Source organism: Phreatobacter sp., assembly GCF_052440005.1.
Lineage (GTDB): Bacteria > Pseudomonadota > Alphaproteobacteria > Rhizobiales > Phreatobacteraceae > Phreatobacter.
The window spans coordinates 1-24,790 of the sequence record NZ_JBQVQL010000053.1 but is presented as its reverse complement, the minus strand read 5'-3'; the positions used below and the strand labels follow the sequence as shown (position 1 = coordinate 24,790).

At 69.7% G+C, this 24,790-nt stretch carries 15 protein-coding genes and 1 pseudogene; 8 read left to right on the top strand and 8 right to left on the bottom strand.

The window, feature by feature from the left end:
- Nucleotides 1–183: 183 nt before the first annotated feature.
- Nucleotides 184–984 carry an MOSC domain-containing protein gene (locus tag ACT6XY_RS13950; RefSeq protein ID WP_444748927.1) on the top strand — a complete coding sequence of 267 codons (801 nt, stop codon included), beginning with the start codon at nucleotides 184–186 and terminating at the stop codon, nucleotides 982–984.
- Nucleotides 985–987: 3 nt separating this feature from the next.
- On the opposite strand, the gene ACT6XY_RS13945 is transcribed toward ACT6XY_RS13950, so the two are convergent.
- Both ACT6XY_RS13945 and ACT6XY_RS13940 read right to left on the bottom strand, forming a co-directional pair.
- Nucleotides 988–4,263 carry a carboxyl transferase domain-containing protein gene (locus ACT6XY_RS13945; RefSeq protein ID WP_444748933.1) on the bottom strand — a complete coding sequence of 1,092 codons (3,276 nt, stop codon included), beginning with the start codon at nucleotides 4,261–4,263 and terminating at the stop codon, nucleotides 988–990.
- Between the two features lie 33 nt (nucleotides 4,264–4,296).
- Nucleotides 4,297–5,916 carry an AMP-binding protein gene (locus tag ACT6XY_RS13940; protein WP_444748926.1) on the bottom strand — a complete coding sequence of 540 codons (1,620 nt, stop codon included), beginning with the start codon at nucleotides 5,914–5,916 and terminating at the stop codon, nucleotides 4,297–4,299.
- A gap of 189 nt (nucleotides 5,917–6,105) precedes the next feature.
- On the opposite strand from ACT6XY_RS13940, the gene ACT6XY_RS13935 reads away from it, so the two are divergent.
- From ACT6XY_RS13935 to ACT6XY_RS13925, 3 genes are all read left to right on the top strand, one after another.
- Nucleotides 6,106–6,846, top strand: a complete 741-nt coding sequence (locus ACT6XY_RS13935; protein WP_444748925.1) for a TetR/AcrR family transcriptional regulator — start codon at nucleotides 6,106–6,108, stop codon at nucleotides 6,844–6,846.
- A 115-nt stretch (nucleotides 6,847–6,961) separates the two neighbouring features.
- Nucleotides 6,962–8,662, top strand: a complete 1,701-nt coding sequence (locus ACT6XY_RS13930) for an AMP-binding protein (protein WP_444748924.1) — start codon at nucleotides 6,962–6,964, stop codon at nucleotides 8,660–8,662.
- Nucleotides 8,663–8,726: 64 nt separating this feature from the next.
- Nucleotides 8,727–9,971, top strand: coding sequence for an ABC transporter substrate-binding protein (locus ACT6XY_RS13925; RefSeq protein WP_444748923.1), 1,245 nt, complete (start codon nucleotides 8,727–8,729; stop codon nucleotides 9,969–9,971).
- 69 nt (nucleotides 9,972–10,040) lie between these two features.
- On the opposite strand, the gene ACT6XY_RS13920 is transcribed toward ACT6XY_RS13925, so the two are convergent.
- Complete coding sequence (locus ACT6XY_RS13920) at nucleotides 10,041–10,730, bottom strand: nitroreductase (RefSeq protein ID WP_444748922.1); 690 nt, start codon at nucleotides 10,728–10,730, stop codon at nucleotides 10,041–10,043.
- A 190-nt stretch (nucleotides 10,731–10,920) separates the two neighbouring features.
- On the opposite strand from ACT6XY_RS13920, the gene ACT6XY_RS13915 reads away from it, so the two are divergent.
- The 3 genes from ACT6XY_RS13915 to ACT6XY_RS13905 all read left to right on the top strand — a co-directional run bounded on the left by ACT6XY_RS13915 (nucleotide 10,921) and on the right by ACT6XY_RS13905 (nucleotide 15,212).
- A complete protein-coding gene (locus ACT6XY_RS13915; RefSeq protein WP_444748921.1) occupies nucleotides 10,921–11,640 on the top strand; it encodes a sterol desaturase family protein in 720 nt (239 codons plus the stop codon).
- On the top strand, nucleotides 11,637–12,827 hold the full coding sequence (locus tag ACT6XY_RS13910; protein WP_444748920.1) for an NAD(P)/FAD-dependent oxidoreductase: 1,191 nt from the start codon (nucleotides 11,637–11,639) through the stop codon (nucleotides 12,825–12,827). Before ACT6XY_RS13915 ends, ACT6XY_RS13910 begins: the two co-directional genes overlap by 4 nt.
- Before the next feature lie 99 nt (nucleotides 12,828–12,926).
- Nucleotides 12,927–15,212, top strand: a complete 2,286-nt coding sequence (locus tag ACT6XY_RS13905) for an NADP-dependent malic enzyme (RefSeq protein WP_444748919.1) — start codon at nucleotides 12,927–12,929, stop codon at nucleotides 15,210–15,212.
- Between the two features lie 9 nt (nucleotides 15,213–15,221).
- Here the strand turns inward: ACT6XY_RS13905 and ACT6XY_RS13900 are convergent, their stop codons facing one another.
- Nucleotides 15,222–17,735, bottom strand: a complete 2,514-nt coding sequence (locus ACT6XY_RS13900; RefSeq protein WP_444748918.1) for a sensor domain-containing protein — start codon at nucleotides 17,733–17,735, stop codon at nucleotides 15,222–15,224.
- 288 nt (nucleotides 17,736–18,023) lie between these two features.
- A complete protein-coding gene (locus ACT6XY_RS13895; protein ID WP_444748917.1) occupies nucleotides 18,024–20,516 on the bottom strand; it encodes an EAL domain-containing protein in 2,493 nt (830 codons plus the stop codon).
- A 218-nt stretch (nucleotides 20,517–20,734) separates the two neighbouring features.
- On the opposite strand from ACT6XY_RS13895, the gene ACT6XY_RS13890 reads away from it, so the two are divergent.
- Nucleotides 20,735–21,346 carry an HAD-IA family hydrolase gene (locus ACT6XY_RS13890; RefSeq protein WP_444748916.1) on the top strand — a complete coding sequence of 204 codons (612 nt, stop codon included), beginning with the start codon at nucleotides 20,735–20,737 and terminating at the stop codon, nucleotides 21,344–21,346.
- On the opposite strand, the gene ACT6XY_RS13885 is transcribed toward ACT6XY_RS13890, so the two are convergent.
- The 3 genes and pseudogenes from ACT6XY_RS13885 to ACT6XY_RS13875 form a co-directional block, all read right to left on the bottom strand.
- Nucleotides 21,291–23,378: an ATP-binding protein gene (locus ACT6XY_RS13885; RefSeq protein WP_444748915.1), complete on the bottom strand. Its 2,088-nt coding sequence runs from the start codon at nucleotides 23,376–23,378 to the stop codon at nucleotides 21,291–21,293. The genes ACT6XY_RS13890 and ACT6XY_RS13885 overlap by 56 nt on opposite strands.
- Before the next feature lie 190 nt (nucleotides 23,379–23,568).
- Nucleotides 23,569–24,390: an ATP-binding protein gene (locus ACT6XY_RS13880; protein ID WP_444748932.1), complete on the bottom strand. Its 822-nt coding sequence runs from the start codon at nucleotides 24,388–24,390 to the stop codon at nucleotides 23,569–23,571.
- Nucleotides 24,391–24,667: 277 nt separating this feature from the next.
- Nucleotides 24,668–24,790, bottom strand: a pseudogene (locus tag ACT6XY_RS13875) (IS3 family transposase); the annotation flags it as partial.

Here is a 24,790-nt window from a genome sequence, read left to right as displayed (position 1 = left end):
TGAGAAGAGCGGGTCGCCGACTTTTTGAGGCGGGTCAAACCGGTGGGCGGCCACCCACCGGAGGAATGGGATGCTCTCCCGTGTCGGGGCACATGACCGTCACCCCCGGCCAGCCCGCAGGCGCAGGGATGGGCCGCATCTTCGACGGTTGACCCCGGCGAAGGCTATGGCTCACTTCCCGCCATGACCGAGACAGCCCCCGCCCGCATCACCGCCCTCTACCGCTATCCGGTGAAGGGCCTCTCCGCCGAACCGCTCACCGAGGCGACCCTCGCCAGCGGGGCGCATTTCCCCGGCGACCGGCTCTTCGCCGTCGAGAACGGCCCCTCCGGCTTCGATCCGGCCAATCCCGAGCACCAGCCGAAGCAGAAGTTCCTCGTCCTCGCCCGGCAGGCGGCGCTGGCGAAGCTCAGGACCCGCTACGACGACCTGAGCCACACGCTCTCCATCGTCGCCGACGAGGTCGAGGTCGCCCGCGGCGACCTGCGGACGCCGGACGGACGGGCGGCCATCGAGGCCTTCTTCACCGCCTTCCTGGCGAAGGAGCTCGCCGGCGCGCCGAAGGTCTTCGAAGGCCCGCCCGGCTTCCGATTCATGGATTCGCGCTCCGGCTTCGTCTCCATCATCAACCTCGCCAGCGTCCGGGCGCTGGAGAAGGAGACGGGCATGTCCATCGACCCGATCCGCTTCCGCGCGAACATCTATATCGACGGAGTGCCGGCCTTTTCCGAGTTCGACTGGGTGGGCAAGCGCATCACCCTCGGCACCGCTGCCCTGCGCGGCCTGAAGCGCACCGAGCGCTGCGCCGCCACCACCGTCAACCCGGCCACCGCCGTTCGCGACCTCATGATCCCCGCCGTGCTGATGCGCAGCTACGGCCACGCCGATTGCGGCATCTACGCCGCCGTCGCCCAGGGCGGGCGCATCGCCGTCGGCGATATGCTGGCGGTGAGCGATGAGGACGCCGCCGGCGTCGCGTTCTGAGGGCTAGCGCGGCGCGATGAAGGGCCGGCGCTTGGCTGAGCCCTTCTCGACCGGCGCCGCAGACTTCAGCGCCCGCATGATCCAGCGGCGGGACTCAGCCGGGTCGATGACGCCGTCGATCTCGAGGAAGGCCGCCATGTTGACCGCCTTGCCCTTCTGGTAGAGCTCGGCGACGTGGCGCTGATAGGTCGCCTCGCGCTCGGCAGGGTCGGCGATGGCTGCGAGTTCGTTGCGATAGGCAAGCCTGACAGCCCCTTCGAGGCCCATGCCGCCGAATTCGCCGGTGGGCCATGAGACGATGAAGACCGGCGCCTGGAACGAGCCCGCCGCCATGGCCTGGGCGCCCAGCCCGTAGCCCTTGCGCAGCACGATGGTCATCAGCGGCACGGTGAGCGCGGCGCCGGTGAGGAACAGACGCGACACCCGCCTGACGAGCGCCGTCTCCTCCGCTGGCGGCCCCACCATGAACCCGGGCGTGTCGCAGAGCGAGAGCACGGGGAGCCCGTAGCCCTCGCAGAGTTCGAGGAAGCGGGCGCCCTTCTCCGCGCCCTCGGCGTCGATGGCTCCGCCGAGGTGGCGCGGATTGTTGGCGATGAGCCCCATCGGGCGGCCCTCGACCCGGATCAGGGCGGTGATCATCCCGATGCCGTGGGCGGCCCTCAGCTCCATCACCGAGCCCTCGTCGGCGAGGAGGTCGATGACGGCGCGGATGTCGTAGGCGCGCAGGCGGTTTTCCGGGATGGCGGCGCGCAGCCGCTCCTGGTCCGCCGCGCTCCAGTCCGTCACGGGGCCCTGGAAATAGGCGAGGTAGCGCTTGGCCGCGGCCACGGCCTCGGCCTCGTCCTTCACCGGGAGGTCGACGACGCCGTTCGGCACCTGCACCGCCATGGGCCCGACCTCTTCCGGCGTGAAGACGCCGAGGCCGCCGCCCTCGATCATGGCGGGGCCGCCCATCCCGAGATTGGCATTCTCGGTGGCGATGATGACGTCGCAGCAGCCGGCCACCGCCGCATTGCCGGCGAAGCAGCGCCCGGAGACGATGGCGACCGTCGGCGCCCGCCCGCTATGGCCGGCGAGCATCCGGAAGGTCGGCACGTCGAGGCCGGCGACGCCCATATAGTCGGTCTCGCCCGGCCGCCCGCCCCCGCCCTCGGCGAAAACGACGATGGGCAGGCGCTGTTCCTCCGCGAGGCGGAACATGCGGTCCATCTTCTTGTGGTTCATGAAGCCCTGGGTGCCGGCGAAGACCGTGTAGTCGTAGGTCATCGCCATGCAGCGCGCGGCTTCCTCGCCGAACAGGCCGGCATTGACGGTACCGACGCCGCAGATGAGCCCATCGGCAGGGCTCATCTCCCGCAGTTCCTCGATGCTGCGGCGACGGCGCTGGGCGGCGAGCGCCAGGGCGCCGTATTCCATGAAGCTGCCGCCGTCGCAGAGGTCGGCGATGTTCTCGCGCGCCGTGCGCTGCCCGGTCTTGCGCCGCCGCGCCACCGCCTTCGGGCGGCGGTGGTCCTGAAGCGCCTCGTGCATGTCGAGCACTTCCGCGAGATCGGCACGGATGGCCCCGGACGCGTCCCCCGCCCCCGCGTCCCCGGCCTCGGCGGCGACGTCGGCCGGTTCGAGGAAGGCGAGGGCCTCGCCGGCATCGGCCTGGTCGCCGGCCTTCAGCGGCAGGGCCCGGACGATGCCGGCGCGCTCCGCGAGCACCACGTGCTCCATCTTCATCGCCTCGATGACGGCGACCTGCCGGCCGGCGGCGACCGCCTCCCCCTCCGCGACGTCGATGGAGACGATGCGCCCGCTCATGGGGGCGGCCACCGGGTCTGTGCCCTCGGGGCCGGAGGCTGCGGCCTTCGCCGTCGTGGTGCCGGCTGCACCCGCCGCAAACCGCGTCAGCCGCTCCGTCGCGATGAGCCGCGCCGCGTGGCGTTCGACGAAGGCGGTGTCGGTCCGCGCCGCCAGCACGTCCTCGTCCGCCAGCAGCGCCTGCAGCATGGGAAGATTGGTCTCGACGCCCTCGATGCGGAATTCGGCGAGCGCCCGAAAGGCCTTGCCCGCCGCAGCGCGCCAGTCGCCGGCAGGCGCATGGGCGATCACCTTGGCGAGGAGCGAATCGAAGCTCGTCACCGTGCGATAGCCCGCATGGGCGAAGGTCTCGACCCGGATGCCGGCCCCGCCGGGCGGGTCGAAGGCGACGAGCGTCCCGCCGGTCGGCGTGGCCCCGCCGTCGGTAGCCATGCGCTCCATGTTGACGCGCAACTGCACAGCCGTGCCGCGCGCGCTCACCTTGTCCTGCGACAGGCCGAGATCGGCCAGCGTCTCCCCCGCCGCGAGGCGGATCTGGGTCTGGACGAGGTCGACGCCCGTGATCTCTTCAGTCACCGTGTGCTCGACCTGCAGCCGCGGATTGGCTTCCATGAAGACGAAGCGGCCCGCCGCCTCGTCCACGAGGAACTCCACCGTCGTCAGCGTGCGCACGCCCGCGGCACGGGCAAGGCTCACCGCCGCGGCGAAGATCGCCTCGCGAAGGACAGGATCGAGCCCCGGCGCCGGGGCGATCTCGACGAGCTTCTGGTGCCGGCGTTGCAGGCTGCATTCCCGCTCGAGGAGATGCATGACCGCGCCGTCGGCATCGCCGAGGATTTGCACCTCCACGTGCTTCGCCGGCCGGATCAGTTCTTCCACATAGAGCGCGTCCGAACCGAAAGCGGCCTTGGCCTCGGAGCCGGCGCGCAGGAAGGCCTCAGCAAGGCCGGCGGGATCCTCGACCACGCGCATGCCGCGGCCGCCACCCCCGGCCAGCGCCTTGACCATGACAGGCCGGCCGTCGAGCGAGGCCATGAAGGCCTCGGCCTCGGCGAGGCTGGTGGCGCCCGAGGTGCCGGCGGCGAGCGGCACGCCGACCTCCGCCGCCAGCCGGCGGGCGGCGGCCTTGTCGCCGAAGAGGGCGAGCGTCTCCGGCGCCGGGCCGATGAAGGTGAGGCCGGCGGCGGCGCAGGCCCTGGCGAAATCCGCATTCTCCGACAGGAAACCGTAGCCGGGATGCACCGCGTCGCAACCCGCCGTCACAGCCGCTGCGACCACCGCGGCGATGTCGAGATAGGCCGCCGCGCCCGAGCCCGGCAGCGCCACCGTCGCGTCCGCCCGCACCACGTGCAGCGAGGCCTGATCGTCGGAGGAATAGACCGCCACGGAGGCGACGCCGATATCGGCCAGCGCCCGCGCCACCCGGATGGAGACCTCGCCACGGTTGGCGATCAGCACTTTCTGGAACATCAGGGGCTTTCGCTTCTGGAAGGAAGGGGCGCGGCCTCAGCCGGCCAGTTTCTCGCGCCGGATGGAGATGCCGGCCTTGTCCCGGTCCCAGGTATCCGGCGTGATGCCGGACTGGCGGACGAGATACTTCTCCACCTTGCGGGTCGGCGTCTTCGGCAGGTCGTCGAGGACGCGGATGTAGCGCGGCACCATGAAGTGGGCCATGCGGGGTTTCAGGAAGGCGATGAGCTCCGCAGGGTCGAGGCTCTGTCCCTCGGCGAGCGATACCGCCACGAGGATGTCGTCCTCACCGAACTCGCTCGGCACGGCCACGGCCGCGGCCTCGCGCACCGCCGGATGGGCCGCGACCTCCAGCTCCACCTCGAAGGACGACACGTTTTCGCCGCGGCGGCGGATCGCGTCCTTGAAGCGGTCGACGAAGAAGTAGTTGCCGTCCGCATCGGTGCGGAAGGCGTCGCCCGTGTGGAACCAGCCGTTGCGCCAGGCGCTCGCAGTCGCTTCCGGATTGGCGTTGTAGCCGTGGTTCAGCGCCCAGGGCGCATCGGTGCGGATGACGAGTTCGCCGATCTCGCCGGGAGCCACCTCCACGTCGTGGGCGTCGACGAGGCGCAGTTGCACGCCCTTGCGCGGCTTGCCGCAGGTGGCGACGACGGTGGGGTTCGGCTCGGCGATGAGCGGGCAGGAGACCTCACTCATGTTGAAGAGCGTGCGCGTGGTCATGCCGAAGCGCTGGCGGAAGGCGACGCCCTCGGCCCCGAGAGGAATGATGATGACGTTCGTCAGCGGCGTGTCGCGCTCGCCCGGCCGCACCGGCTCCTTCATCAGGAAGGAGGCCATGACGCCGAGGAGGATGACCGCCGTCGTGCCGGTGGTCTCCACCGTCTGCCAGAAGGTCGAGGTCTCGAAAGCGTCGAGAAGGCTGATCGACCCGCCGCAGGCGAGCATGGCGTAGGTCGGGGCGGTGCCGCCGACATGAAACATCGGCAGGTTGACCATGAAGCGGTCGTCGGCGCCGACGAAGGGGGTGCCGTCGCGTTCCGCAGCCAGCGATGTGCCCATGGCGTGGAGATGGGCATAGGACGACAGGACGCCCTTCGAAGGGCCGGTCGTGCCCGAGGTGTAGATGATGGATTGGGTATCCCAGGGCTCGATGGGGCGGGCGAGCGGCTTCACCTCGCCGTCGCTCGCCAGCGCCTCGGCGCCGAGCACGTCGAGGCCGGGGATGTCGGGGTGCTCGCCGCCCATCACCACGACGCGCGTCAGCGCCGACCTGTCGATGTCGGCGAGGCGCGGCGCAAGCCCGCCATGGGCGATCATCAGCCGGGCGCCGGAATTGCGCACCACATGTTCGAGGATGCCGCCGCGATAGGCGGTGTTGATCGGCACATAGACGGCGCCGGCATAGTTGATGGCGAACCAGATCCGCAGGACGTCGAGACCGTTCGGCATCCAGACGAGCACGTGCTCGCCCTGCTCCACCCCGAGGTCCTGCAGCGCCCGCGCCATGGCGCGCACGTCGGCCCGCAGCCGCGCGTAGGCCAGCGTCTCGCCACCGGGCAGGACGACGAAGGGCTTGTCGGGCGTCGCCGCCGCGTGACGGTCGATGAGGTTCGACAGAACGCAGCTGTCTCGGTCGGGCACTCCGCCGACGGTCATCGCGCTTCCTCCCGTCATGCCCCCGTTCCGGAGGTCGTTGCAGCCTTCGAGGGCCACGCGGACCCGTCATCCTCCCATGCTGGTCGGGCAGGCCATGGAAATCAATAGACTAAATAATTATTGTGCTCGTCCGTCCGGCTGATAGCATCCGGCCTCCCGTGCAACCACCGAGGCTGCAGTCCAGCATCCATGACCAGCGCCGACAAGAGGGCCGCCCCGACCCCCGCCGCGCGTGCCCCGCGCCGCCGCCCGCCCGGTCGTCCGAAGCTCACCGAGCGCGAGGGCCGCGACCCGACCCGCGACCTGCTGCTCGACGCCAGCATCGCCCTCTTCGCCCGCCACGGCTTCGAGACGGTGACGACCGGCCAGATCGCCGAGGCCGCCGGCCTCACCCAGTCCATGGTGCATTACCATTTCGGCTCGAAGTCGAAACTGTGGGAGGAGGCGATGCGCCGGCTGATGCGCCAGCGCGGCCGGCTCTTCCGCGCCACCGCCCGCGACCTCGCCGGGCTGGATCCGGTCGAGAAGCTGAAGGTGCTCATCCGCCGCCTCGTCGAGGCCAATGCGGAGAACCCCGACTATGTCCGTATCGTCGTCCACGAGGGCACCACGCGCAGCCCCCGCCTCGCCTGGCTGGTCGAGACCTACCTCGCCCCCGGGTTCGGCGTCTTCGACCAGGCGCTGCGCGAAGCCATGGACGCCGGCGCCATCCCGCGTCGCCCCATCCACGACGTCACCAACGCCATCACATCGGCCGCTTCGCTGAGCTTCGCCCTGCACGCCATCGTCGAGGACATGTACGCCGTCGACCTGACCGCGCCGGACCGGATCCGCTCCTTCGCCGACACCATCGTCGACATCCTGTTCAACGGCCTGCTGGCGCGCCCCGGCGTACCGCCTGTCGCAACGGACCAAGCCGCGGCCGGCTGACATCCGTCGGGTGAGGGATGGCCAACGGGCCGCAACAATCAATAGGCCTATTGATTTTAAAGTCTGTCGGCGTCAGCCTGCCTTCCAACGACAAAAACAGACGTTGGAGGATCGCTTGGACGAGAAGGCCTATCTCGCCATGGTGTCGGCCGTGCAGGACCGCCGCTGGCCGAAGGATCTGCCGCGGCAGCCGCAATATCCCTTCGGCCAGGTGCTCCTGACCGAGCATCTCGCGCGCTGGGCCGCGATCCAGCCGGACAAGGCGGCGATCAACTTCTACGGAGCGATCACCACCTTCGCCGAGCTCGACCGGCGGAGCGACGCCTTCGCCCATCTCCTGCGCTCGCTCGGCGTGGTGAAGGGCGACCGCGTGGCGGTCTTCCTGTCCAACTGCCCGCAATTCCTCGTGGCCTTCTACGGCATCCTCAAGCTCGGTGCCGTCCACGTGCCGGTGAACCCGATGTTCAAGGCGCCGGAGCTCGCCTACGAGCTCACCGACACCGGCGCGACCGTCATCCTCGCCCTCGACCAGCTCCACGACACGGTCGCCGAGGTCCTCCCGAAGACGAGCGTCAGGCACGTCATCGTCACCTCGCTCGCCGAGGCCGCGCCCGCCGTGCCCGCCATCCCGGCGCCGGCCTCGCTGTCGGTGCCGAAGCGCGTGCCCGAGGACACGATCGACATGATGCCGGCCCTCGCCGCCTTCACCGGCCCATTCACGCCGCCCGAGCCGGTCTTGCCCGACGACATCGCCGCCCTCAACTACACCGGCGGCACCACCGGCATGCCCAAGGGCTGCATCCATACCCAGGCGGACATGGTCTACACGGCCGCCACCACCGTCCCCTTCTCCCTCGGCACGACGAAGGACTCGACCTACCTCTGCTACCTCCCGGTCTTCTGGGTGGCCGGCGAGGTCTTCGGCGTCATCTTCCCCGTCTTCGCCGGCTGCACCTGCGTCCTCCTCAACCGCTGGGATCCCGTCGCCTCCGTGGCGGCGATCGACCGCTTCCGCGTCACCCATGCGAGTTTCCTGGTCGACGGCGCCGTCGACATCCTCGACCACCCGGAGCGGGCCAACTACGACCTCACCAGCCTCGAGCGCACCGGCGGCGTCTCCTTCGTCAAGAAGCTCAATCCTGACCTGCGCCGCCGCTGGCGTGAGGTGACGGGCTCGACGATCCGCGAGGTCGCCTGGGGCATGACCGAGACCCACACCTGCGACACGATGAACTACGGGCTGGACGAGGACGACTTCGACCTCAACTCCCAGCCCGTCTTCGTCGGCTTTCCGGTGCCCGGGACCGACTTCAAGATCTGCGACTTCGAGACCGGCGCCTTCAAGGCCCTCGGCGAAGAGGGCGAGATCTGCATCCGCTCGCCCTCGCTCTTCAAGGGCTACTGGAACCGGCCCGAGGCCAACGACGAGGTGTTCCGGAACGGCTGGTTCCACACCGGCGACATCGGCCTCTACGACGCGGACGGCATCCTGCACTTCCTCGGCCGCCGCAAGGAGATGCTCAAGGTCAACGGCATGAGCGTCTTCCCCGGCGAGCTGGAGGCGATCCTCGGCCAGTATCCGGGCCTCCTCGGCTCGGGCGTCATCGGCCGCCCGGACGAGGCCAAGGGCGAGGTTCCCGTCGCCTTCGTCTGGCTGCCGGAGGAACAGCGAAATGCCGCCGGCCAGACCGCCTTCGCCGACTGGGTGGGCACCATGATGTCCTCCTACAAGCGCCCGGAAATCCGTTTCGTCGACGCCCTGCCGATGACCGAGACCGGCAAGGTCAAGAAGGAGCAGCTGAAGGCCCTGCTCTGACATGCCGGCGGCGCCGGCCCTGAACGATCAACGAGAGCCGGCACGACCGGCAAGGAGGACACCCATGACATTCCTGTCGGTCAAAGGCCCGAGGCTTCGCCCCGCGGCGCTCGCCCTTGCGGCAGCCGCTATCCTGTCCCTGCCGCTCGCGGCGCCCGCGAGCGCCCAGCAGGCCGCCCCCATCCGCATCGGCGTGCTGAACGACATGGGCGGCCCCTACTCCGCCATCACCGGTCCGGGGTCGGTCGCCGCCGCCCGCATGGCGGTGCAGGAGCTCGGCGGCAGCGTGCTCGGCCGCCCGGTCGAGGTTCTCTCCGCCGACCACCAGCACAAGCCGGACCTCGGCTCGGCGCTCGCCCGCGAATGGTACGACGTCCAGGGTGTCCGGGCGATCTTCGACATCTATTCCTCCGGCGTCGCCCTCGCCATCCAGAAGGTGGCGCAGGACAAGGACCGGCTGCTCGTCGTCTCCATGGCCTCGTCCAGCCTCATCGGCGGCGCCCAGTGCTCCACCCATGGCATGCAGTGGGCCAATGACGGCTACGTCGTCTCCAACCTCACCGTGAAGGGCGCCCACGCCACCGGCGGCAACAGCTGGTACTTCCTCACGGTCGACTACGCCGCCGGCCACGGCATCGAGGCCGATGCCACCAAGCTGATCGAGGCTGCAGGCGGCAAGGTGCTCGGCGCCGTGCGCTTTCCGCTTGGCACCGCCGACTTCTCGTCCTTCCTGCTGCGCGCCCAGGCCTCGGGAGCCAAGAACATCGGCTTCATCGGCGGCGGCTCCGACATGATCAACTCAGTCAAGCAGGCCGACGAGTTCGGCATCCGCGCCGCCGGGCAGCGCTACGTGCCCTTCTCCATGACCACGGTGGACATCCAGGCCGTCGGCGCGCAGGCGACCCAGGGCATGCCCGTCGTCCTCTCCTACTACTGGGGCGAGAACGCCGAGACGCGCGCCTTCGCCGATCGCTTCAGGCGCGACGTCGGCCGCCTGCCGACGGATCCGCAGGCCAACGTCTACAGCGCCGTGCGCCACTACCTGCGCGCCGTCGCTGCGGCGGGCACGATCGAGACCGGGCCGGTGCTCGCCAAGATGCGCGAGATGCCGGTCGAGGACGTCTTCACCCGTGGCGCCCGCATCCGCGCCGACGGCCGCCTCATGCGCGAGGTCCTCTACGCCGAGGCCAAGGCGCCCGGCGAGATGCAGAACCCGGAGGATCTCCTGAAGATCGTCCAGCGCGTGCCGGGCGACCAGGCCTTCACGCCCGTGGCGCAGAGCCAGTGCCCGCTGCTGCGCACGCAGTAAGCGACGCCTGAGAAACGCCAAGGGCGCCGGATCACCTCCGGCGCCCTTGTTGCGCGAGGCGCCGCGGGGTCAGTCCTCCCAGCGCACGACCTCGCCGAGGCCGGCGCGGACGGTGCGGTAGCCGTTGACGGGAGCCGCCGTATCGGCCCGGCCGAAGGAGATGCCGCACACGACGCGCTGCTCCTCGGCAATCCCGAAATGCGTGCGGATGGCCCCGGCATGGACCGCGAGGGCCGCCTGCGCGATGGTCGCGACGCCCCGGGCGGTCGCCGCCGTCATGAAGTTGCTGACATAGGCGCCGCAATCGAGCGCCCCGTAGGCGCCGAGCGCCTCGTCGGTGGTGACGATAGCCACGTGCGGCGCGTCGAACAGCGCGAAGTTGCGCAAGCTCTGCCGGGCATAGGCGGCCTTGTCGCCGCGCTGCACGCCGACCGCGTCGTAGAGCTGGAAGCCGCAGGCCCGACGCCGCTCCAGAAGCGCCCCGCGATATTCGCGCGGGAAGGGAAAGTCGCTGCTCGGCTCGGCCCCGCCGGATGCGAGGGAGAGCATGAGCGCCCGGAAACGCTCGACGGCGGCGCCGCTGGCGATCACCACCTGCCAGGGCTGGGTGTTGTTCCAGGAGGCGGTCTTCTGCGCCGTCGTCAGGATCGCCTCGATCGTCTCCCGCGGGAGCGGCTCGGGCAGGAAGGCGCGGCAGGAATGGCGCGCGCTCATCAGGCGGTCGAAGGCTTCGGCGTCGTTTGGCTGGGGATGGGTCATGGGTTCGGCGGCTCGTCTGCGGGATGGCCCATCGTCTCCGCTCCCCCCGCTTTGCGCCATCCGCCGTTCGGCATGCGGCCGGGACCGGAGGCAGATCACGAGCCCTTGCCTTCCCCTCGCCACGCAGGATGGGCTAGAGGAAGGCAACGGGGACGCCGCCGCCTGTCCCTTCCAGCCGAGACGCAACCGCATGTCCCTGATCCAGGAAATCCGCGCGCTCGCCGCCGACGCCCTCGCCGTGCTGCGCCATCCCGACGCCCGCGGCGCCGTTCTGCTCTATTCAGCCCTCGCAGCCGTCTTCTTCGTCTATTCGGTAGCGACCGCCGGCATCCTGTGGACGCTGGCCTCGGCCCTGATCGGCGTCGCCCTCTTGCCTGTCGTCGAATTCATCACCCACAAATATGTCCTGCACTGGCTGGACCTCGCCCGGACCTCGCCCACCGCGCAGTTCTGGAACCGGGTGCACTACGCCCACCACATGGACCCCAAGGACACCCGGGTGATCCTCGCCCACCCGGCGAGCGTCGTGCTTCTCGTATCGGTGGTGGCGGGCCTCTCCTGGCTCGTCGGCCTCAGGCCCATCGCCCCCGTGGTGGCCATCGCCTTCGCCCTCTTCGCCTTCTACGAGATCGTCCATTTCGCCTGCCACATGGATGGCGACATGCGCTCGCGCTACTTCACCGCGCGCCGGCAGGAACACGCCCTGCATCACTATGTCGACGAGAACCGCAATTTCGGCATCACCACCGCCATTGCCGACCGCCTGCTCGGCACCCGCATCGTCGACAAGAAGGCGCTCGTCCGCTCGCCGACCGCACGCAACCTCGGCTACACCGGCGACTTCGCCGACCGCTATCCCTACCTGAAGCGCGACGAGACGCCGCCGGCCGGGCGGACCCGTCCCGAGTGACCCGTCCGCAGTCCGTCGACGTCCTCGTCATCGGGGCCGGCGCCGCCGGCATGATGTGCGCCGTCGAGGCGGGCAAGCGCGGGCGCTCGGTCCTCGTCGTCGACCATGCCGATGCGCCGGGCGAGAAGATTCGCATCTCCGGCGGCGGGCGCTGCAACTTCACCAATCTCGGCTGCTCGCCGAAGAACTTCCTGTCGCAGAACCCGCGCTTCGCCATCTCGGCGCTCGCCCGCTACACCCAGCACGACTTCGTCGCCCTGGTCGACCGCCACCGCATCGCCTGGCACGAGAAGACGCTGGGCCAGCTCTTCTGCGACGGCTCGGCGAAGCAGATCATCGCCATGCTGGTGGACGAGATGGAGCGCGCCGGCGCCGTCCTCCGCCTGTCCACGGCCATCGACGACATCGTCCGCACCGAGGAGGGTTTCGACGCCAGGCTGTCGGACCGCACCATCCGCTGCGCATCCCTCGTCGTCGCCTCCGGCGGCAAGTCCATCCCGAAGATGGGCGCCACCGGCTTCGCCTATGACGTCGCGGAGCGCTTCGGCCTTGCCGTCGTCCCGCCACGCCCGGCCCTCGTGCCACTGACCTTCTCACCCGACATGCTGGCGCGTCTGTCGCCGCTCTCCGGCATCGCGGTGGAGGAAGCGGTGGTCGGGCACGGCAAGACACGGTTCGCCGAGGCCGTCCTCTTCACCCATCGCGGCCTCTCGGGGCCGGCCGTGCTGCAGATCTCCAGCTACTGGCGCGACGGCGAGGACATCGTGGTCTCCCTCGCCCCCGGCGTGAACGTGCTGGAAGCCCTGAAGGCCGCCCGCACCCGTCACGGGCGGCAGGCGGTGCAGACGGTCCTCGCGGAGATCCTGCCGCGACGCCTCGCCCAGGCCCTCGTCGAGGCCGAAGGGATCACCGGCAACCTCGCCGACTGTTCCGACAAGGTGCTCGCCCGCATCGACCAGGCGGTCAACGCCTGGCGCATCCGGCCCGCCGGCACGGAAGGCTGGCGCACGGCGGAGGTGACGCTCGGCGGCGTCGATACCGCAAGCCTCGACCAGCAGACCATGGCGGCGAAATCCGTCCCCGGCCTCTACTTCATCGGCGAGGCGGTCGACGTCACCGGCTGGCTCGGCGGCTACAATTTCCAGTGGGCCTGGTCGTCGGGCTGGGCGGCCGGCCGGGCCGCCTGACGCACGCAGGCCCTCTCCCCCTCACGGCCCGTTGCCGTCCGGGTGGGCAAACCCTATGGTCCCCGTCCTTTCCGAGGAACGCTGCAAGAAGAACCCGCCATGGCGACCGACAACACGACCGGCCGACGCAACCGCCCGACCATCACGGACCAGGAGGCACTGGCCTTCCACCAGGTCGGCAAGCCCGGCAAGCTGGAGATCGTCCCGACCAAGCCGATGGCGACGCAGCGCGACCTGTCCCTCGCCTATTCGCCGGGCGTCGCCGTTCCCGTCCTCGCCATCGCCGAGGACCCGGCACGCGCCTTCGACTACACCACCCGCGGCAACATGGTGGCGGTGATCACCAACGGCACCGCCATCCTCGGCCTCGGCAATCTCGGTGCGCTCGCCTCCAAGCCCGTGATGGAAGGCAAGGCGGTCCTCTTCAAGCGCTTCGCCGACGTCGATTCCATCGACCTCGAGATCGACACCGAGGACGCGGACAAGTTCATCGAGGCGGTGCGCTATCTCGGGCCCTCGTTCGGCGGCATCAATCTCGAGGACATCAAGGCTCCCGAATGCTTCATCATCGAGCAGCGCCTGCAGGAGCTCATGGACATCCCGGTGTTCCATGACGACCAGCACGGCACGGCCATCATCGCCGCCGCGGGCCTGATCAACGCCATGGACATCACCGGCCGCGACATCAAGACGACCCGCCTCGTGGTCAACGGGGCCGGCGCCGCCGGCATCGCCTGCGTCGAGCTTCTGAAGGCCATGGGCTTCACGCCCGACAACGTCACGCTCTGCGACACCAAGGGCACCATCTGGCGCGGTCGGACCGACGGCATGAACCAGTGGAAGTCCGGCCATGCCGTGACGACCGATGCCCGCACTCTCGCCGAGGCGGTCAAGGGCGCCGACGTCTTCTTCGGCCTGTCGGTGAAGGGGGCGCTCACCCCCGAGATGGTCATGTCCATGGCGCCGAAGCCGATCATCTTCGCCATGGCCAATCCCGACCCGGAGATCACGCCGGAGGAGGTCCACGCGGTGCGCTCCGACGCCATCGTCGCCACCGGCCGCTCCGACTATCCGAACCAGGTCAACAACGTCCTCGGCTTCCCCTTCCTGTTCCGCGGCGCCCTCGACGTGCGCGCGACCCAGATCAACATGGAGATGAAGATCGCCGCCGCGAACGCCCTCGCCGCCCTGGCGCGCGAGGACGTCCCGGACGACGTCGCCGCGGCCTATGGCGGCGGCCGGCCGAAATACGGTCCGGAATACATCATCCCCGTTCCCTTCGACCCGCGCCTGATGATCGCGGTGCCGACCGCCGTCGCCCAAGCCGCCATGGAGACCGGCGTCGCCCGCCGCCCCATCGTCGACATGGCCGGCTACAAGGCCCAGCTCACCGCCCGGCTCAATCCGGTTGCCGGCGTCCTCGCGCGCATCTTCGAGCGCGCCCGCCGCACGCCGCGCCGCGTCGTCTTCGCCGAGGGCGAGGAGGAACAGGTGATCCGCGCCGCCCAGAGCTTCGTCAACCAGGGCCTCGGCACGGCGATCCTCGTCGGCCGCGAGGACCGCGTGCGCGCTACCGCCCAGGCCGCGGGCATCGAGCTCAAGGACGGCATCGAGATCGCCAATGCGCGGCTCTCCACCCGCAATGCCGACTATGCGAGCCAGCTCTACGAGCGCCTGCAGCGCGAGGGCTACCTCTACCGCGACTGCCAGCGCATGGTGAACCAGGACCGCAACGTCTTCGGCGCCGCCATGGTGGAAGCCGGCGATGCCGACGGCATGGTCACCGGCGTCACCCGCAACTATTCCTCCGCCCTCGAGGAGGTTCGCCGCGTCATCGACGTGAAGCCCGGCCACCGGCTGATCGGCGTCTCCATCGTGCTCTCGCGCGGGCGCACGGTGCTCGTCGCCGACACCGCCATCACCGAGATGCCGTCCGCCGCCGACCTCGCCGAGATCGCCATCGAGGCCGCCCATGCGGCCCGCCGCCTCGGCACCGAGCCGCGGGTGGCCCTCCTCGCCTTCTCCACCTTCGGCCAGCCCAAGGGCGAGCGGTCGGAGAAGGTCATCGAGGCGGTGAAGATCCTCGACCAGCGCCGCGTCGACTTCGAGTACGACGGCGAGATGTCGGCCGACGTCGCCCTCAATCCGGAGCTGATGCAGGCCTATCCGTTCTGCCGCCTCACCGGCCCGGCCAACGTCCTGGTCATGCCGGCGTTCCACTCCGCCTCCATCTCCACCAAGATGATGCAGGAGCTGGGCGGCGCGACGGTCATCGGTCCGCTGCTGGTCGGCCTCGACAAGCCGGTGCAGATCGTGCCGCTCGGCGCGCGCGATTCCGACCTCGTCAACATGGCGGCGCTGGCGGCCTACAATATCGGCGGCTGAGGACCGGGGTCAGCCGAGGGCGGCGATCATCGCCGCCGCATCGGCGTCGGGGACGAGGCATTGCGGGCGGTTGTCCGGGATCGGTTCGGCCTCGATGGAGGCAGCGACCGCCGTCGCCGCGTCGGGCCCGACCGGGCGGGAATAGACGAAGCCCTGGACGGTATCGCAGCCGAGCTCGCGCAGCACGTCGACTTCCGCCCGCTTCTCCGCACCCTCCGCCACCGTGGCGAGCCCGAGGCCGCGGGACAGGGCGATGATGCCGGCGAGCAGCTTGCGCTTGGCCGGGTCGACGGCGATGCCGTCGACGAACGAGCGGTCGACCTTCAGCCGGTGGAACGGCAGCCGCGTCAGATAGCCGAGCGAGGAGTAGCCTGAACCGAAGTCGTCGAGGGCGAGCTTGATCCCGAGCCGCGACAGCGAGGCGAGCGTCCGGCTGACGCGTTCCTCGCTCTGGTCGACGAAGAGGCTCTCCGTCAGTTCGAGGCACAGAAGGTGCGGGGGCAGGCCCGTTTCGTCCAGGACGGCGGCGACGGCCGTCTCGAAATCCATGCCCCAGAACTGCGCCGGCGAGACGTTGACCGACATGGTGCGCGGCGGCAGGCCCTGATCGAGCCAGGCCTTCGCCTGGCGGCAGGCCTCGCGCAGGATCCACAGGCCGAGGTCGACGATGATGCCGGAGTTCTCCGCCACCGGGATGAACACCGCCGGCGAGATGGGGCCGCGGTCCCGGTGCGTCCAGCGCAGCAGCGCCTCGAAGCCGATGACCCTGCCGGTCCTGATGCACACCTGCGGCTGGTAGACGGCGTGCAGTTCCTCTTCCTCGATCGCGTGGCGCAGGTCGCGGGCCAGCAGCAGACGCTGTTCCACCGCCTCGGCGAAGGCCGGTTCGAACAGCATCGAGCGGCCGCGGCCCGCCTCCTTGCCCATGTAGAGGGCGAGGTCGGCATGCCGCATGGCCTGGTCCGTCGAGGTCGCGTGCTCCGGCAGCATGGCCACACCGACCGTGGCGCCGACGAAGGCCTCGCCGCTCGACAGGTCGATCGGCCCGGACAGCGCCTGGATGAGGTCGTCGGCGATGAGACGGACATCCTCGTGCTGCTGGTCGCGCTCGACCAGCACCGCGAACTCGTCGCCCCCCAGCCGCGCGATCAGGGCAGCGTCGCCGAACTCCCGGCGCAGGATGGCGGCAACGCGGCAGAGCAGTTCGTCGCCCGCAGCATGGCCGAAAGCGTCGTTGACCTCCTTGAACCGGTCGAGATCGACCAGGTAGAGCGTCGCGAACCGGCCCTCCAGCAGGGCCTTGCCGATGACCCTGGTCAGCGACTGCTTGAACATGGCGCGGTTGGCGAGGCCGGTCAGCGAATCCGCATAGGCGAGTTCCTCGAGCTGCCGCTGCGCCTGCTTGCGTTCGGTGACGTCCTGCACGGTCCCGACGAAGCCGACGACCTTGCCGCCGACCTCCTCGCCCTTGCAGGTGACGGCGAAGTCGCGGATACGGCCGTCGGCGCAGCAGAGTCTGACGTCGCAGCTGCGCGCACCCCCCTCCTTCAGCACCGCCCGCTGCACGTCCAGCAGCGTCTGCCGGTCCTCGGGGCTGAACAGCGCCAGGACGGCCTGGTTGGAACTGTCGAAGGTCGCCGGGTCGAAACCCGTGACCGAGAAGAGTTCCTCGCTCCAGGTCACGCTCGCGTCGCCCAGAAGATAGGACCACGACCCCATGCGGCCGAGCCGGTGGGCCTCGGCGAGGGCGGCGGACCGGTTCAGCAACAGGCGCTCGGTCTCGCGCAACTCCGTGATGTCGCTCGTCGTGCCGCGATATCCGAGGAAGGTTCCGTCCGCGTCGAACATCGGCTTGCCGCTGGTGCGAACACGGCGAGGTCCCACGCGGGTATTGACGGTGTAGTCGAGATTGCGGAAGGGCCTGCGGGCCTCCATTTCCGCCCGCACGACCTTCAGCTCCGGGAGCGCGGAATCCGGGACGTCGAGGTCCCAGCGCCGCTTCCCGATGACGAGGCGGACGTCGATCGATCGTGTCGTGCTGCCGGCGTCGAACTTCTCGAAGCGGTGCTCGGCATTGGTCTGCCAGCACCAGTCGGTCGCGGTATCGAGAAAATCCGCCAGCCTCTGTTCCGAGGTGGCGACCTGCTTCAGCGCCTGGGTTTCGCCGGTCTCGTCGGTGACGATGCCGATGACCCGCACGATGACCCCGGACGCGTCGCGCTCGGCCTCGCCGTGGATTCGCAGAAAGAGGTCGCGCCCGTCGGGATGGCGGAAGCTCACGTCCACCGCATAGGGCGTCCCGTCCGAAAGGCAGCGCTCGAACGCCGCCGCGACACGCAGGGCGCTGTCGCCATGATAGCGCTCGCGAACCCTCGCGATGGAGACGTAACCAGCGGGCACGTCCATCAGGGCGGCGAGTTCCGCCGATATCCAGAAGATGCTCGGATCGCGCGCCTCGGCCACCCAGTAGCCCATCCTGGCGATGGCCATGGCCCGGCTCGCCAGCAAAGAGGACTGCAGCATCGGCCCCTCATGGGCCTCCGCACCGTTCGGTTGCAGACGATGGGATGCGGGGCTCGACAGTGTCAGGATTCCGAACAGGGCTGGCAGCACAATTGCTTCACGCAACGTAACGCAAAAGCGCTGAAGAAATGGTAATCAAATGCCTTGGATGCCGCTGGCGCGGATGGCCCTCCGGCCCGTCGCGCCCATCGATCGGCACGTCGGCCACGCAAGGCGGCGACGCGCCCGCGCGCCAGGGCTTCGGGCGATCCCGATCCGGTGCCTGCGATGAGGCGGCCGAGGCCGGCCTCAGCCCATGTATGCGGCGACCGCCGGCGTCGACCGATCCAGCCGCGCGGGACGCCGATGCCATTCCACCAGCGGCGAGCGCTCGATCGCATCGGCGACGGCCGGCGCCTTCTCGGGCGACACCGGGCGAGAATAGACATAGCCCTGGACGACGTCGCAGCCGAGTTCGCGCAGCACGTCGACTTCGGCCGCGCGCTCGGCGCCCTCGGCCACGACGGACATGCCGAGGCCGCGTGACAGGGCGATGATGCCGCCGAGAAGCTTGCGCTTCTCCGGACGGGTGGACACGCCGTCGACGAAGGACCTGTCCACCTTCAGGCGGTCGAAGGGCAGGCGCGTCAGATAGCCGAGCGAGGAATAGCCCGAGCCGAAATCGTCGAGCGCCAGCCGCACCCCGAGGGCGGACAGTGCGCCGAGCGTCCGGCTGATCTGGTGCTCGCTCTGGTCGACGAACAGGCTCTCCGTCAGTTCCAGACACAGGAGGTTGGGCGGCAGCCCTGTTTCCGCGAGAACGGCGGACACCGCCGTCTCGAAATCCATGTTCCAGAACTGCGCCGGCGAGACGTTGACCGCGATGGTGCGGGGCGGCAGCCCCTGGTCGAGCCAGGCCCGACCCTGCCGACAGGCCTCCCGCAGCACCCAGAGTCCGAGGTCGACGATGATGCCCGAGCTTTCGGCGACAGGAATGAAGACGCCCGGCGGGATGGGGCCGCGCTCGCGGTGCGTCCAGCGCAGCAGCGCTTCGAAGCCGACCACGCGGCCGGTGTTGAGATCGACCTGCGGCTGATAGTGCGCGTGAATCTCGTTCTCTTCGATGGCGTGCCGCAGGTCGCGCGCCAGCAGCAGCCGCTGCTCAACCGCCTCCGCATAGGCGGGCTCGAAGACCATGCAGCGCCCGCGGCCCGATTCCTTCGCCATGCAGAGGGCGAGGTCGGCGTGGCGCATCGCCAGTTCGGTCGTCGCCGCGTCCTCCGGCAGCTTGGCGATGCCGACGGTGGCGCCGACGAAGGCCTCGCCGTTGGCGAGGTCGATGGGTCCGGAGATCAGCGCGATGAGCTGCTCGGCCAGTTCGCGCATGTCGTCATCGAGGCTCGGCCGCTCGACCAGCACCGCGAATTCGTCGCCGCCGAGCCGGGCGATGAAGGCCTCGGCGCCGAGCGCCTGGCGCAGCAGGCCCGCAACCCGGCACAGCAACTCGTCGCCGGCGGCATGGCCGAGCGAATCGTTCACCTCCTTGAAGCGGTCGAGATCGATGAGCAGAAGGGCGCCGAACCGCTCCTCCAGCAGCGCGCGGCCGACCATGCCGGAGAGCTGGCGCTTGAACTGGGTGCGGCTGGCGAGGCCCGTGAGGGGATCGGTGAAGGCGAGCTCCTCCAGCTGGCGCTGCGCCAGCTTGCGCTCGCTGATGTCCTGGACCGTGCCGATGAGCCCGACGACGCGGCCGTCCACCGTCTCGGCCTTGCAGTTGAGCGCGAAGTCGCCGACGCGCCCGTCCGCGCAGCGGAACCTGAGATCGGCGGTCGCGGCGCCGCCGGTGCGGACCACCTCCTTCTGCAGCGCCACCAGTTTTTCGGCGTCGGCCTCGTCGAAACGGGAGAGGATGCCCTCATGGCTCGTGTCGAGGCTCGCCGGATCGTAGCCGGTCAGCGCGTAGAGCTCCTCGCTCCAGACCACGTTGGCGTCGCCGAGGCGATAGTGCCAGGATCCCATCCGGCCGAGGCGGTGCGCCTCGGCGAGGGCCGCAGTGCGCCGGACGAGCAGATCTTCCGTGATCCGTTGATCCGTGACGTTGCTCGCCGTGCCGCGATAGCCCTGGAAGACGCCGTCGTCGTCGAAAACGGGCTTGCCGCTCGAGCGGATCGTCGCCCTGTCCCCGCCGGGCTCGATCACCGTGTAGATGAAGTCGCGGAACGGACGATGGTTCTCCATGTCGGCGCGATGGCGCGCCATGGCCTCCCGTTGCTCGGGAACGATCGGCAGTTCCCAGCGGGCGAAGCCGCCCGCCGCGATGGCGAGAATGGCGGCGTTTCGCTCCCCCGGGAGCGGCAGGGCGAGGAAGCGGTGGTCGGGGCCGGTCTGCCAGCACCAGTCGGAGGCCGTGCTGACGAAGTCGGCGAGGCGCTGCTCGCTCGCAGAGACGGAACGCAGCGCCGCCTGCTCCTCGGTGATGTCGCGCACGATGCCCGAAATGCCGGTGATGACGCCCCTCTCGTCGCGCTCCGCCTCGCCGTGGATGGCGAAATCCACCACATCCCCCCGGGGGTGGCGGTACTGCGCCTGGACCGTGTAGGCCGTGCCCTCACTCCAGCAGCGATCGAGCCCGCTTCTCAGTTCCTCCACGGCCGTGCCGAGGAACCGCGCGCGGATATCGGCAAGGGAGGCCATCCCGTCCTTCGTGGGGAGGCCGTACATCGCCGACAGTTCCGGCGAGATCCAGATCGTGCCGCTGCCGGGCAGACCGGACTGCCAGTAGCCCATGCGCGCAATCGCCATGGCCCGCTTGAGCAGGCCGGCTTGGCGTGCGGAAGATGCGGTGTTCGGCGTCCTGCCGTGACTCCGCGTCGTTCTCTTGGTGCCGGCCATTCATGCGGACCCTACGTCATGTGTCAGGGATTGTCGGGTTTGCGCGTTATCAGTTCGTTACTGATGGCGCATTATAGCGCAGCTCAACTGTTACACGGCCGTCTCTTCCCTCGCTGCGGATGTCTCCCATGCCCCGTTTCTCGCCGGTTCCCGTCTTCGACATCGGACAGGTTCTGCTGCGCTGGGAGCCGAAGACGGCGCTTCAACAGCATTTCGCCGACGCCGCAGCGCTGGAGGCCTTCATGGCCGAGGTCGGCTTCATGGACTGGCACGCGCGCCAGGACGCAGGCCGGCCCGTCGCGGAGGCGGTCGCCGACCACGCCGCGCGGTTTCCCGGGCATGCCCCCGTCTTCGCGGCTTTCTACGACGACTGGCTGAAGGCGGTGCCCGGCGAAGTGCCCGGCACCCGCGCCATCTTCGAGGGGCTGGCGGCGGGCGGGCCCGTCTACGGCATCTCCAACTTCTCGCGTGAACTTTTCGACAGGACGTTGCCCGCCCACCCCTTCCTCGCGGGTTTCTCCGGCCTCGTCCTCTCGGCCGATGTCGGCATCAACAAGCCCGACCCGCGGATCTACGCGATCCTCTGCGAGCGCTACGCCCTTGCGCCCGGCGACTGCATCTTCATCGACGACGCGCCGCGCAATGTGGAGGCGGCCCGCGCCTTCGGCATGGATGCGCTGCTCTTCACGGACGCGCTTTCGCTCTCCGGCGCGCTGCGGGCCCGCGGCCTGGCGTGGTGACCGCCGCATAGCGGTCGAGCGCCTCGGCGAGGCGGTCGCGATCGAGCGGCTTGGTCAGGAACGAATCCATGCCGGCGGCGATGGCCGCCGCGCGATCCTCGGGGAAGGCGTTCGCGGTCAGAGCGATGATCGGCAGGCGCCGCCCCTCGCCCTCGCCGGCCCGGATCATCTTCGCCGCCGAGAGACCGTCGCAGTCCGGCATCTGCATGTCCATCAGCACGAGGTCGATGTGGGCTTCCGGGTCGAGCGCGGTCGCGGCGGCCGCACGGCCGTCCGTGACCCAGACCGGCCGGTGGCCGAGCTTCTCCACGAGCTTGCGACAGAGCAGCGCGTTGATGGCGTTGTCCTCGGCGATCAGGACGGTGATCGCCGGACCGGTCGCGCGCTTCGCCTCGCGACCGCTTCCCGAGCTCTCCTCGGCGAGGTCTTCGGCCGACCCCTCGCCCTGGGCCCGCATCTGCATGACGAGGGACGCCTCCCGCACGGGCGAGACCAGCCAGCCGCCGATGCCGCGCTCGCGCCACCCGGCGATGGCCGAACGCTCCGCCGGGCGCACCAGGAGAACCGTGCGGCGGGCCCGGCCCGCGAGCACCGCGAGGGCGTCGGCGACCCCGTCGGCACCCAGCCGGTGGTCGATGATCGCCGTGTCCCACCCGGCCTCGGCGGGAATGTCGCCGGGTCCGGTGCAGGCTGCCGCACCGGCGCCGCGGGCCGCCAGCCGGCGCGTCAGTGCGTCCCGCTCGATCGGCGAGGGCGAGATGACGAGGATCGACAGGCCGGTGAGCCGTTCGTCCGGCTCGGCCGGCCCAGCCGCGATCGTCATCGGCAGCCGTACGGTAAAGGTGGCGCCGGCGCCCGGCGCCGTTGTCACCTGGAGCGTGCCGTCCATCAGCGCGACGATGCGGCGCGAGATGGCGAGGCCGAGGCCGGTGCCGGCATGGCGGCGGGCGAAGGTGGTCTCGCCCTGCTCGAATTCGCCGAAGATCCGCTCCACGTCGGCGGGCGCGATGCCCGGGCCGGTATCGGTGACGGTCAGCACGAGATGGTCACCGTCCCGCTCCGCGGCGATGGTGACGCCGCCCGCCTCGGTGAACTTCACCGCGTTGCCCGCGAGGTTGAGCAGGACCTGTCGCAGCCGCGTCGCATCGCCCATGAGCCTTGCCGGCACGTCGGGCGCAACCGATGTCGCGACGTCGAGGCCCTTCGCCTGGGCCCGGGGGCCGAGCAGTTCCGCTGCGCCCTCGATGATCGGCAGGAGGTCGAAGGGCGCCGTGTCGAGATCGAGGCGGCCAGCCTCGATCTTGGAGAAGTCGAGGATCTCGTCGATCAGCGCGAGCAGCGCCTCGCCGGAGCTCTTCACAGCCTCGGCGTAGGTTCGCTGGTCGGGCGACAGGCGGGTGTCGAGCAGCAGGTCCGCCATCCCCATGATGCCGTTGAGCGGCGTGCGGATCTCGTGGCTGACGGTGGCCAGGAAGCGTGACTTGGCCTCGTTGGCGCTCTCCGCCCGTGCCCGGGAGGAGGCCAGCGCATCCTCCGCCGCCTTGCGGTCGGTGATGTCGCGGCCGACCGACTGCATCTCGTCGGCCCGCCCCTCGTCGTCGAGGACGGGATGATGACGCCAGGCGATCCAGCGACGGCCCGAGGGCGTCGCGATGAGTTCGTCGGTGCTGCGCGAGCCGTCCGGCTCGCGGCGCTCCTCCGAGCGATCGAGCACCAGCGGTGCATGGCTGCGACCGACCAGGTCCGCCGCCGGACGCCCGACGAGTTCACCGAAGGCGCGGTTGGCGAAGGTGATCACGCCCGCGCCGTCGCGCCGCACGATGAGGTCGCCCTGCGCGTCGATGAGGCCTCGGTGGCGCTCTTCGCTCTCCGCCAGTTCGAAGACGCGGTCGGTCAGGGTCTCCACCATGTCCTCGAGCGCCGCCGTCTTGCGCAACAGCGCGCGGCGCCCGTGGAGCAGGTGGAGAAGTGCCGCGACGCAGGTCACGCCGAGCGCTGCCGCACCGCCGGCGACGAGGGCGAAAGCATCCACGGCGACTCTCCACGCGCGACCCGGCCAAGCGGAGCCGACTGTAGGGAGACAGGGTTGACGGGGCGTTACCGGCCCCCTTCGGTGGCTCCGAACAGCAGGGCGCGGCGGGGTTCGAGGGCTGGCCCCGCGTCCCCGGATGAAGCATGCCGCCGCGGGGCGAGACCCGACGGTCCGGCAGCATGAGCGCCGGTCAGGCCGCCACGCGCAGCGCATCGGACGCCCCACGATAGCTGAGGGCTTCCGCCAGATGGATGCGCCCGACCGTGGCGGTCCCGTCGAGGTCGGCGATGGTCCGGGCGAGCTTCAGCACCCGGTGATAGCCGCGCGCCGTCAGGCGCAATGCCTCCGCCGCGTCGCGCAGCAGCGCGAGCCCGGCGGGATCGGGGGCCGCCACCTCGTCGAGGACGGCGGGCGGGGCATGCGCATTGAGCCTGACGGGCACTCCCCTGCTCTCGTAGCGACGCGCCTGGATGCGGCGGGCTGCGGCGACCCTGAGGCCGATCTCGTTGCTGCCCTCCGCGGGCGCCGGCAGGATGAGATCGGCGGCGGATACGGCGGGGACCTCGATCACCATGTCCATGCGGTCGATGAGCGGGCCGGAGATCTTCGCCTGGTAGTCGGCCATGCAGCGCGGATTCGGCATGCGGGGGCAGGCGAAGCCGGGCTCGGTCGCCTTGCCGCAACGGCAGGGATTCATGGCCGCCACCAGCTGGAAGCGCGCGGGAAAGCTCACCCGCTGATTGGCCCTCGCGATCACCGCCTCGCCGGATTCGATGGGTTGCCGAAGCCCGTCCAGCACGTGGGGCTGGAATTCCGGCAACTCGTCGAGGAACAGCACGCCGTGATGGGCGAGCGACACCTCGCCCGGTGTGGGTTGCGAACAGTTGCTCGTATATAGATGACTGATTACGTGAATTTTTTTCCGTTCGCTTCTAACAATGCTAACAGATAAATGTACATCCGACCCACGAACAATGCCGGAACGTTTGCACTGACAGCGCGCGGCGCTCATGTTGACGGTAAAACAGCCAAAAGCGGCTCGGCGGCGAAAGGGCATATAACCGTCGCAGCGGCCTGTTGGAGGATTACCGACTTCAACTAGGTTGCGCCCTCGCAGCTGTCTTCCCGATCAGCGTGCGGCCATCAGTGCTTGCTTTGGGGCCAGGTAGGACGCAGCAGCTGCTTGTAAAAATTGCGTTTAGCGCACTGCGCCTGAGCGGACTCTGAATCAGCCCCCTAATTGCCCGGACACGACCCACCCTTAAGACAAGTGACGTTGCCCCCAGTTTCTATCCAGCCTTGAGTTCGTCCCGGCGGTTGGTTTGGCCCTCTCGGGCGGGTTGAGCGGCGTGGGCAGACGCGGAGCTATTCACGTTGCGTAGCGTCTGATCCCGCCGCGGGTGGAACGTCGC

What these genes read in the sequence shown, in the direction of transcription:
- ACT6XY_RS13890 (WP_444748916.1), top strand. Translation starts at nt 20,735, where the DNA reads ATGCCCCGTTTCTCGCCGGTTCCCGTCTTCGACATCGGACAGGTTCTG.
- ACT6XY_RS13895 (WP_444748917.1), bottom strand. Translation starts at nt 20,516, where the DNA reads ATGGCGATTGCGCGCATGGGCTACTGGCAGTCCGGTCTGCCCGGCAGC.
- ACT6XY_RS13920 (WP_444748922.1), bottom strand. Translation starts at nt 10,730, where the DNA reads ATGACCCATCCCCAGCCAAACGACGCCGAAGCCTTCGACCGCCTGATG.
- ACT6XY_RS13900 (WP_444748918.1), bottom strand. Translation starts at nt 17,735, where the DNA reads ATGCTGCAGTCCTCTTTGCTGGCGAGCCGGGCCATGGCCATCGCCAGG.
- ACT6XY_RS13950 (WP_444748927.1), top strand. Translation starts at nt 184, where the DNA reads ATGACCGAGACAGCCCCCGCCCGCATCACCGCCCTCTACCGCTATCCG.
- ACT6XY_RS13925 (WP_444748923.1), top strand. Translation starts at nt 8,727, where the DNA reads ATGACATTCCTGTCGGTCAAAGGCCCGAGGCTTCGCCCCGCGGCGCTC.
- ACT6XY_RS13915 (WP_444748921.1), top strand. Translation starts at nt 10,921, where the DNA reads ATGTCCCTGATCCAGGAAATCCGCGCGCTCGCCGCCGACGCCCTCGCC.
- ACT6XY_RS13940 (WP_444748926.1), bottom strand. Translation starts at nt 5,916, where the DNA reads ATGACCGTCGGCGGAGTGCCCGACCGAGACAGCTGCGTTCTGTCGAAC.
- ACT6XY_RS13905 (WP_444748919.1), top strand. Translation starts at nt 12,927, where the DNA reads ATGGCGACCGACAACACGACCGGCCGACGCAACCGCCCGACCATCACG.
- ACT6XY_RS13935 (WP_444748925.1), top strand. Translation starts at nt 6,106, where the DNA reads ATGACCAGCGCCGACAAGAGGGCCGCCCCGACCCCCGCCGCGCGTGCC.
- ACT6XY_RS13880 (WP_444748932.1), bottom strand. Translation starts at nt 24,390, where the DNA reads ATGAGCGCCGCGCGCTGTCAGTGCAAACGTTCCGGCATTGTTCGTGGG.